General features: G+C 62.7%; 9 protein-coding genes and 1 pseudogene. 4 read left to right on the top strand and 6 right to left on the bottom strand.

The genetic code is table 11. The features are described 5' to 3' along the window. Positions 1 to 927: pseudogene (locus EN893_RS12400) on the top strand (AI-2E family transporter); the annotation flags it as partial. A 147-nt stretch (positions 928 to 1,074) separates the two neighbouring features. Beyond that, complete coding sequence (locus EN893_RS12395; protein WP_127271145.1) at positions 1,075 to 1,722, top strand: glutathione S-transferase family protein; 648 nt, start codon at positions 1,075 to 1,077, stop codon at positions 1,720 to 1,722. 101 nt (positions 1,723 to 1,823) lie between these two features. Here EN893_RS12395 and EN893_RS12390 read toward each other — a convergent pair whose 3' ends face one another. From EN893_RS12390 to EN893_RS12375, 3 genes are all read right to left on the bottom strand, one after another. Beyond that, positions 1,824 to 2,825 carry an aldo/keto reductase gene (locus EN893_RS12390; RefSeq protein ID WP_127270568.1) on the bottom strand — a complete coding sequence of 334 codons (1,002 nt, stop codon included), beginning with the start codon at positions 2,823 to 2,825 and terminating at the stop codon, positions 1,824 to 1,826. Positions 2,826 to 2,954: 129 nt separating this feature from the next. Next, entirely contained in the window at positions 2,955 to 3,146 is a 192-nt protein-coding gene (locus EN893_RS12385) for a hypothetical protein (RefSeq protein WP_127301793.1), read from the bottom strand. 421 nt (positions 3,147 to 3,567) lie between these two features. After that, the gene (locus tag EN893_RS12375) at positions 3,568 to 4,452 is read right to left on the bottom strand and encodes a LysR family transcriptional regulator (protein WP_127270566.1); all 885 of its coding nucleotides are present in this window, start codon (positions 4,450 to 4,452) and stop codon (positions 3,568 to 3,570) included. A gap of 103 nt (positions 4,453 to 4,555) precedes the next feature. On the opposite strand from EN893_RS12375, the gene EN893_RS12370 reads away from it, so the two are divergent. Further along, positions 4,556 to 5,425 (top strand): NmrA/HSCARG family protein, encoded by an 870-nt coding sequence (locus tag EN893_RS12370; protein WP_127271143.1) that lies wholly within the window; start codon positions 4,556 to 4,558, stop codon positions 5,423 to 5,425. 103 nt (positions 5,426 to 5,528) lie between these two features. Here the strand turns inward: EN893_RS12370 and EN893_RS12365 are convergent, their stop codons facing one another. Then, positions 5,529 to 5,846 carry a hypothetical protein gene (locus EN893_RS12365; protein ID WP_127269194.1) on the bottom strand — a complete coding sequence of 106 codons (318 nt, stop codon included), beginning with the start codon at positions 5,844 to 5,846 and terminating at the stop codon, positions 5,529 to 5,531. A gap of 280 nt (positions 5,847 to 6,126) precedes the next feature. Between EN893_RS12365 and EN893_RS12360 the strand changes: the two genes are divergently transcribed. Next, positions 6,127 to 6,369 carry a hypothetical protein gene (locus EN893_RS12360; RefSeq protein WP_127269195.1) on the top strand — a complete coding sequence of 81 codons (243 nt, stop codon included), beginning with the start codon at positions 6,127 to 6,129 and terminating at the stop codon, positions 6,367 to 6,369. Between the two features lie 96 nt (positions 6,370 to 6,465). Here the strand turns inward: EN893_RS12360 and EN893_RS12355 are convergent, their stop codons facing one another. Both EN893_RS12355 and EN893_RS12350 read right to left on the bottom strand, forming a co-directional pair. Further along, positions 6,466 to 6,672 (bottom strand): hypothetical protein, encoded by a 207-nt coding sequence (locus EN893_RS12355; RefSeq protein ID WP_127269196.1) that lies wholly within the window; start codon positions 6,670 to 6,672, stop codon positions 6,466 to 6,468. 196 nt (positions 6,673 to 6,868) lie between these two features. After that, positions 6,869 to 7,055: hypothetical protein (locus EN893_RS12350; protein WP_127269197.1), on the bottom strand; the 187-nt coding region annotated here is incomplete at its 5' end.

Below are 7,055 nucleotides of genomic sequence, written 5' to 3'. Positions count from 1 at the left end.
TGGGGGCCGCTCGGGCTGATCCTGTCGACACCGCTCACCGTCTGCCTGGTGGTGCTGGGCAGACACGTGCCGCAGTTTGAATTCCTCGACGTGCTGTTCGGCAACGAGCCCGTGCTCGAACCCCATGCGCGCCTGTACCAGCGGCTTCTGGCCGGCGATCCGGAAGAAGCCACCGACCATGCCGAGGAGATGCTGGAGGAGAAATATCTGGTCGAATTCTACGACAAGGTTGCCATTCCGGCGCTTTTGCTGGGCGAACAAGACCGTGTGCGCGGCGTCATGGGCGATTTGCAAAGGCGGCAGGTGGCGGCCAGTGCCCTGGTGCTGGTGGCCAATCTCGACGACAGCGCGCAGGAGGAGGCAGGCGAGGAGGAGGCGCCGCCCGAGGCCGCAGAGGCGAGCGACGATGGCGATCCCAACGGGGAAGACGAGACCGACCTGCCCGATGGAACGGATATGTCCGTGCTTTGCGCCGGTGGGCGTGGCGAGCTCGACGACGCCGCCGCCGCGATGCTGGCGCAGGTGCTGGAGGTCCAGGGCGCGACGGTATCGAAAGCCGGCTTTGCGGATATGGAGCCCGCCAGCATTCGCCGCCTTGAGCTCGAAACCGTCGACACTGTCGTGGTCGGATTCCTGAACCGGGATTCCGTCAAGCACGCCCGTTTTCTGGTTCGCCGGCTGAAGCGTGCCAAGGCCGCACTTCGGGTGGGAATCGTGTTCTGGTCGGAGACCGGCAGCGAGGACAAGGAGACGGCCGACAAACTGGCCCGTGACTTGAACGCGGATTTCGTGGCGCATGGCATGGTCGACGCCGTGCTGGGCGCGCTCTCAAACGAGCCGCCGGTCGCTCTCAAGCTCGTCGCCAAACGGCGCATGCGGCGACAGCGGGCCGCGTCCAAGAAGGTTACGGCGGCAGCGGCGGATTAGGCCCTGCCTTTGCCTTTTTCGGCAATGTCGGGGTCGACAAGCCAGGCACGAATTGCGGAAAATAGTTCACACCGATGTCGATTTCCGGGAGGCCCATTCGTCTTCACGATAGGGAGCCGAAGAATTCGCCCAATCAGGAACGATGCGATGACAATCACCATCACGGCATTTGAGCGATCGCCCGATCGCGGCAAGGGACTGGCGCGCGATACGCGCGTTCGCTGGGCGCTCGAAGAGGTAGGGCTGCCTTATGAGGTTCGGTTTGTTTCCTTCGCGCAGATGAAGGCGCCGGACCATCTGGCCCTCCATCCCTTCGGCCAGATCCCCACCTACGAGGAGGGTTCTCTCTCACTGTTCGAGACCGGCTCGATCATCCTTCACCTTGCCGAGCAGCACGCGGGCCTGCTGCCCGGCGATCGCGATGCCCGCGCGCGTGCGATCACGTGGATGTTTGCCGCACTTAACACAGTCGAGCCGCCGATCCTCGAATTAACGACGGCAAAGATATTCGAAGCTGACAAGCCCTGGAGCGAGGAGCGTTTGCCATTGGTGAAGGATCGTGTTCGCGCCTGTCTCGACAGGCTCTCGGCTCGTCTGGACGCCGCCGAGTGGCTCGACGATGCATTCAGCGCGGGCGATCTGTTGATGGTATCGGTGCTGCTGCGACTAAGAATGTCGGGCATTTTGGACGAATATCAAAACCTTGCTGCATATGTAGCGCGCGGTGAAGCTCGGCCTGCTTACATCAGGGCTTTCGCCGCGCAATTTGCGATCAACGCTCCACCGGCCAGCTGAAACATTGGCTGATAAAGCCGAGCCGACAGCCGATTTGACATCAGCTGCCGCCGAAGAGTTGAGCGAGAGCATTGCCCTCAGAGCGAGACGGGCGGCGCCCCCTACCGGTCGACCATCGCCATGCCCCGCTCGGTGTAGCGCGGGCCGGAGATTTTCCCCGGCGCAAGCGCTTCGTCGAGCGCGGCCATCTCGGCGGCATCGAGTTTGATCGCGGCGGCGGCGACGTTCTCTCCCAAGTATTTTGTGCGCTTGGTGCCGGGGATCGGCACGATGTCGATGCCAAAGCCGTCGCCCTTCGCCAGCAGCCATGCCAGCGCGACCTGGCCGGGCTTGACGCCGCGGGCAGCGGCGATGTCGCTCACCTTGGCGGCCGCCTCGACATTGGCGCCGTAGTTTTCGCCCTGGTAGCGCGGGTCGTTGCGGCGATAATCGCCGTCGGGATAGTCTTCCGCGCGCTTGACCTGGCCGGTGAGAAAACCTCGGCCGAGCGGCGAGAACGGCACCAGGCCGATGCCGAGTTCGCCAAGCAGCGGGATGATCTCCGGCTCCAGATTGCGCTCCCACAGCGAATACTCGCTCTGCACCGCTGACACCGGGTGCGCGGCATGCGCCCGGCGGATGTTGGCCGCGCCGGCCTCCGACAGGCCGAAGAAGCGCACCTTGCCTTGCGCGACGAGTTCGCCGACGGCGCCCGCGACATCCTCCATCGGCACCGCCGGGTCGACGCGGTGCTGGTAGAGCAGGTCGATATGGTCGGTTCCGAGGCGGCCGAGCGAGGCTTCCACGACCTCACGAATATGCTCGGGCCGGCTGTCGGTTCCAGCCTGCTTGCCGTTTTCGATGCGGAAGCCGAATTTGGTGGCGATCGTCACCTGGCCGCGCTTGCCCTTCAACGCCCGGCCGAGCAATGCCTCGTTGGTATACGGGCCATAGACCTCGGCGGTGTCGAGGAAGGTGCAGCCGAGTTCGATGGCGCGGTGCAGCGTGGCGATGGATTCGGCCTCGTCGGCCGGGCCGTAGGACTGGCTCATGCCCATGCAGCCGAGGCCGATGGCCGAGACCTGCAGCCCCTGGCTGCCGAGCTTGCGTGTTTTCAGGGTCATGGCAGGCGTTCTCCGGGAAGGTCCAGGAATTATAGCAGCCGATCGCTCAATTCCCACAGGGTGTTCGGCCGCATGTCGATGGCTTGAAGACGACGCGGCCGCCCCATGGCTGCTCACCATGCGGCGGCGCTATTCTTCGACGGCCAGGATCACTCCGGCAATCGCGGCGCCGACAAAAGCGCCCACGGATGCGCCGACAAGGAGATCGGCTGTGATATGGTTGCCGACCACTTCGCCGACACCGCCTCCAACCAATGTGCCGGCAATTATACCGATGAAAAGGCGGAGAAGTGGATCCGTAGTCAGGCGATTCAGCATCATGATGGCCTTTGCAGCTCGCTCACATGTTGGAGGCGACATCGCGGGTGGACGGAGGCTTGGGCCTATGAGCGGCACGCTGGTTTGACGCCTGCGGCGCAACGCTGGGCGTGGCTTTGGCATTCCCAGCGGTGTTGGACGCTTGCGCCTTGCGGCGCCTGAGCCAGTTGGATGACAGTTCGGCAAGGAGACTGCGCAGAGCCTTCACCACGTCCTCCTGAGTGCGGCGAGGCCAAAACCTCTATGCACCCAGTTTGTTCCACACCGAAAACAATCGTTCGCGAAACGGCGCCTGCCGGCGCGATCGGCCTGTTTGCCGGGTTCTGTCGAGGAGTGGATCGGAGGTCGCGGCATGTTCTGCCAAGCAGGCTGGCAGGTGACGTGACGCTGCCCAGGCTCCCAGTGCGCTGAAAGCGGCCGGGCATCACCTGCCGATATAGGCGGCCAGTTCGTCCGGCGTCCCGTTCGGGAAGGCCTGTTTCAGAAAGTCCAGGAAAGCCGACACGCGCGGGCTGAGCAGCCGCCGGGACGGGTAGAGCGTCCACAGAGCGATCTCAGGGCCGTCAATGTCTCCCCAATTCACCAGTGTGCCGTCAGCCAAATCGTGGGCCACCAACGAAATGGGAAGACGTGCTGCCCCGACCCCCGCTCGCACCGCATCGCGCACCATAATGAGCGTTCCCAAAGCGAGGACCGGCTCGATTTTTATCGCCGACCGGCCAGCCTCTGTCTTCACGTGCCATATTTGCCGTTCGCCTGTCCCGCGCGCAACGCCAGGGGCCGGACCACCGGTGCGAGGAAGGTCAGGGCTCGCCACGACGACCAGCCGGTCGCGGAGAAACGCCCGTCCGACCAGGCTTTCGTCGGGATCCGGGTTGACCCGGATTACCAGGTCGTAGCCTTCCTCGATCATGTCCACAGCCCGGTCCTCCGTCGTGACCTCCAGCCTCACCTCCGGAAATTTGAGGGCAAATCCCGCGGCGATCCTCCCCATCGCGGTCTGAGAAAAAAGCAGGGGCGCGCTGATACGCAATCTGCCCTTGGGTCTTTGACCGCCCGAGGCGATCGCCGCGGCCGTCTCGTCCAGTTCGGCAAGCAACGCCCCCGTCCGCTCGAAAAGCGCCCGTCCTTCCTCGGTGAGCTTCAGGTTACGCGCACCCCGTTCAAACAGGCGCAGGTCAAGGCTGCTCTCCAAGTCTCCAACCCGCCGGGACAGCGTTGCCTTGGGCCGGCCGGTGGCCCTTGCCGCTTTGCCGAAACCGCCATGGCGGGCAACGAGGTTGAAATCGGTCAGGGCCAGAAGATCCATGAGTGTTCCACCAGTGAGACGGTACGTCTAAAATTTTCGCCTATTTGAATGTTTGTGAGCCACACATATTGGGCCTGTCAAGCAACCCAACAGGAGAAATTCCATGACCATCCTCGTTACCGGCGCCACAGGCAATGTTGGCCGCCAAGTCGTCGAGCACCTCGTCAAGCGCGGCGCCGACGTCCGTGCTCTCGTCCGCGACCCGTCGAAAGCCAGCTTCCCGGCGGGCGTATCGGTCGCGCAAGGCGACTTCCTCGATGTCGATTCGCTGCGCAAAGCCATGTCCGGTGTTTCCACCCTGTTCCTCTTGAACGCGGTGGTGCCGGACGAATTCACCCAGGCTTTGGTCGCCTTGAACGTCGCCCGATCGGCGGGCATCGAGCGGATTGTCTATCTCTCGGTGATCCATGCCGACGTCTATGTGAACGTGCCGCATTTCGCCGGCAAGTTCGGCGTCGAGCGAATGATCGAGCAGATGGGCTTCAAGGCTACGATCCTGCGTCCGGCCTATTTCATCCAGAACGACCTGATGATCGAAGACGTGATCACCGGCTACGGCACCTACACGATGCCGATCGGCGTCAAGGGTCTCGCCATGATCGATGTGCGTGATATCGCCGAGATCGCCGCTCTCGAGTTGCTGCGTCGCGAACGGTCCGCAGAGCCGCTTGCGCTCGAGCGGATCAATCTCGTCGGTCCGCAGACACTGACGGGAACGGATATCGCGGCCATCTGGTCCGACGTGCTCGCCCGCCCGATCAGCTACGGCGGCGACAACACCGAAGGTTTCGAGCAGAATCTCAAGCAGTTCCTGCCTGCCTGGATGGCGTACGATATGCGCTTGATGGGCGAACGGTTCCTGACCGACGGCATGCTGCCCGAGGCCGGCGACGTCGAGCGCCTGACCGCGCTTCTCGGCCGCCCGTTGCGTCCCTATCGCGACTTCGCCTCACAAATCGCCGGCTCCGCCTGAGGAACTGCTCTGGTCATCACCAAGGTACGGAAACAGCAGGGCGGCCCTTTGAGGAGGCCGCCTTGACTGGCACGGGACAAATGCGCGTTCAGCCGGAATTGCCTTACTGCAGGGTGGCCTCACCAGGTCTGTCGAGTTGGGCGTTGACGCGCTCACCATCGTCGCCACCGAGGCCATCCACGAACAGACCAGCTACGCCGTCGAAATTGGTGAGCCCGTCGAATTCAATTGCCGCGCCAATCAGCTGGGCTGCCTGGAAGACAAGGTATTCGACGTCCTCGAGGGCGACGTTTTCGGCCAGATTCCTGACCCTTACATGCTCCGCCACCGCCGTGATGCTGACGATGCCGGTCTTCCTGAAGGCGACCTGGACTGCTGAACGGACGTCATCGCGTAGTCGCGCCGAGTAATCATACCGCATCGAAACCTCCCAAGGGGACCGGTTTTCGTTGAGGTTGCACAATGCGGCAGAGGCTTCGTCTTGGCAAGTCACGAATTAAAAAATATCTAAACAAATCAGGTAGTTACAATAGTTATGCAAGTGTGCGCCTTACGCCGAATACCCATGAGACTCATCTTGAGCATGAGAAGCAGTTCACCCATCGCGAGGTCTTGACGCGCTAGGAGCGGCTTCCTAATTATGCGGTAAGTGAGTTGAATACTCATTCTACGTATTTGTGGTGCTGAGCGAGGGAAGCGCGATGACTGAACTGGAACGCCCGGAACGGTTGCAGATCATGCTGACGTCAGACGAACTGGCGGCGCTGGAAAACTGGCGCTTCGACAAGCGCATGCCGAGCCGTTCGGCCGCCGTGAGGGAATTGCTGCGGCGCGGTCTTGCCTCGGATGGCTTCCTGACGGCGGAGCAAGGGACGAAGTCGCAAGACTTCGGCATCCTGCCAACCGCCGGCGGCAACGGCATTTCCGACGGCGGCAAGGAGTAGGGCGGTTCACCGTGCCTGAGCCGCCCTGGTCCCGCAGGCCGGTCGGCGGTTGCCGCGACGCGGCGCCGGCTGGCGTACCGGGACGAGACTCTCGGTTCAGAGGATATTGGTCGTCACTTCGACGATTATCGCGGCACCTTCCAGGCTGCCATTGGTGACGTGCACGACGCGCGATACCCGCAGATCCTGCGTGGTTCCGTCGATCGACAGCGCAACACTTTCGCCGATCCGGGGAACCGCCTGGAAAACGGCGTCCGTGGCCTCCGGCCGGTTGTCGATCGATAAGCGGCAGTTGACGGTCATGAGATGTCTCCTGTGTCGGCCCGGTGGTCAACGCAGGGTCCGCGAAATGGTTTCAGGAGCCGGATGCAACTTAACGGCGCCCGGATTCGTAAAGCAGTAATTGCTCCATCGTTCATCGTAACGGAGCAACAGCTCGCTGGGGAGGGCGTTGGGGCTGCCCCGGCGAGCTTGATCCGATTTGCCCAGGGGCGTTGCGTCACCGAGGTATGGAGACGAGTTCCGGAGCCCGCAATTCCCCGGCTATCCTTGCCGCCTGGAAGATTGTCATCAAAACCAGGATGGGCTCACCCTCGGTCGGGTTGATGGTCAGGACGACGCGGCCGAGCTCGTCGCTCATGCCGCAAGACCAGTCCTTCACGGCTATCACCTTTCGGACGGCCATA

Source organism: Mesorhizobium sp. M7A.F.Ca.CA.004.04.2.1 (genome assembly GCF_004022825.1).
Taxonomy (GTDB): domain Bacteria; phylum Pseudomonadota; class Alphaproteobacteria; order Rhizobiales; family Rhizobiaceae; genus Mesorhizobium.
Note: the sequence above shows the minus strand (reverse complement) of the source record. Positions and strands in the feature narration are given on the sequence as shown.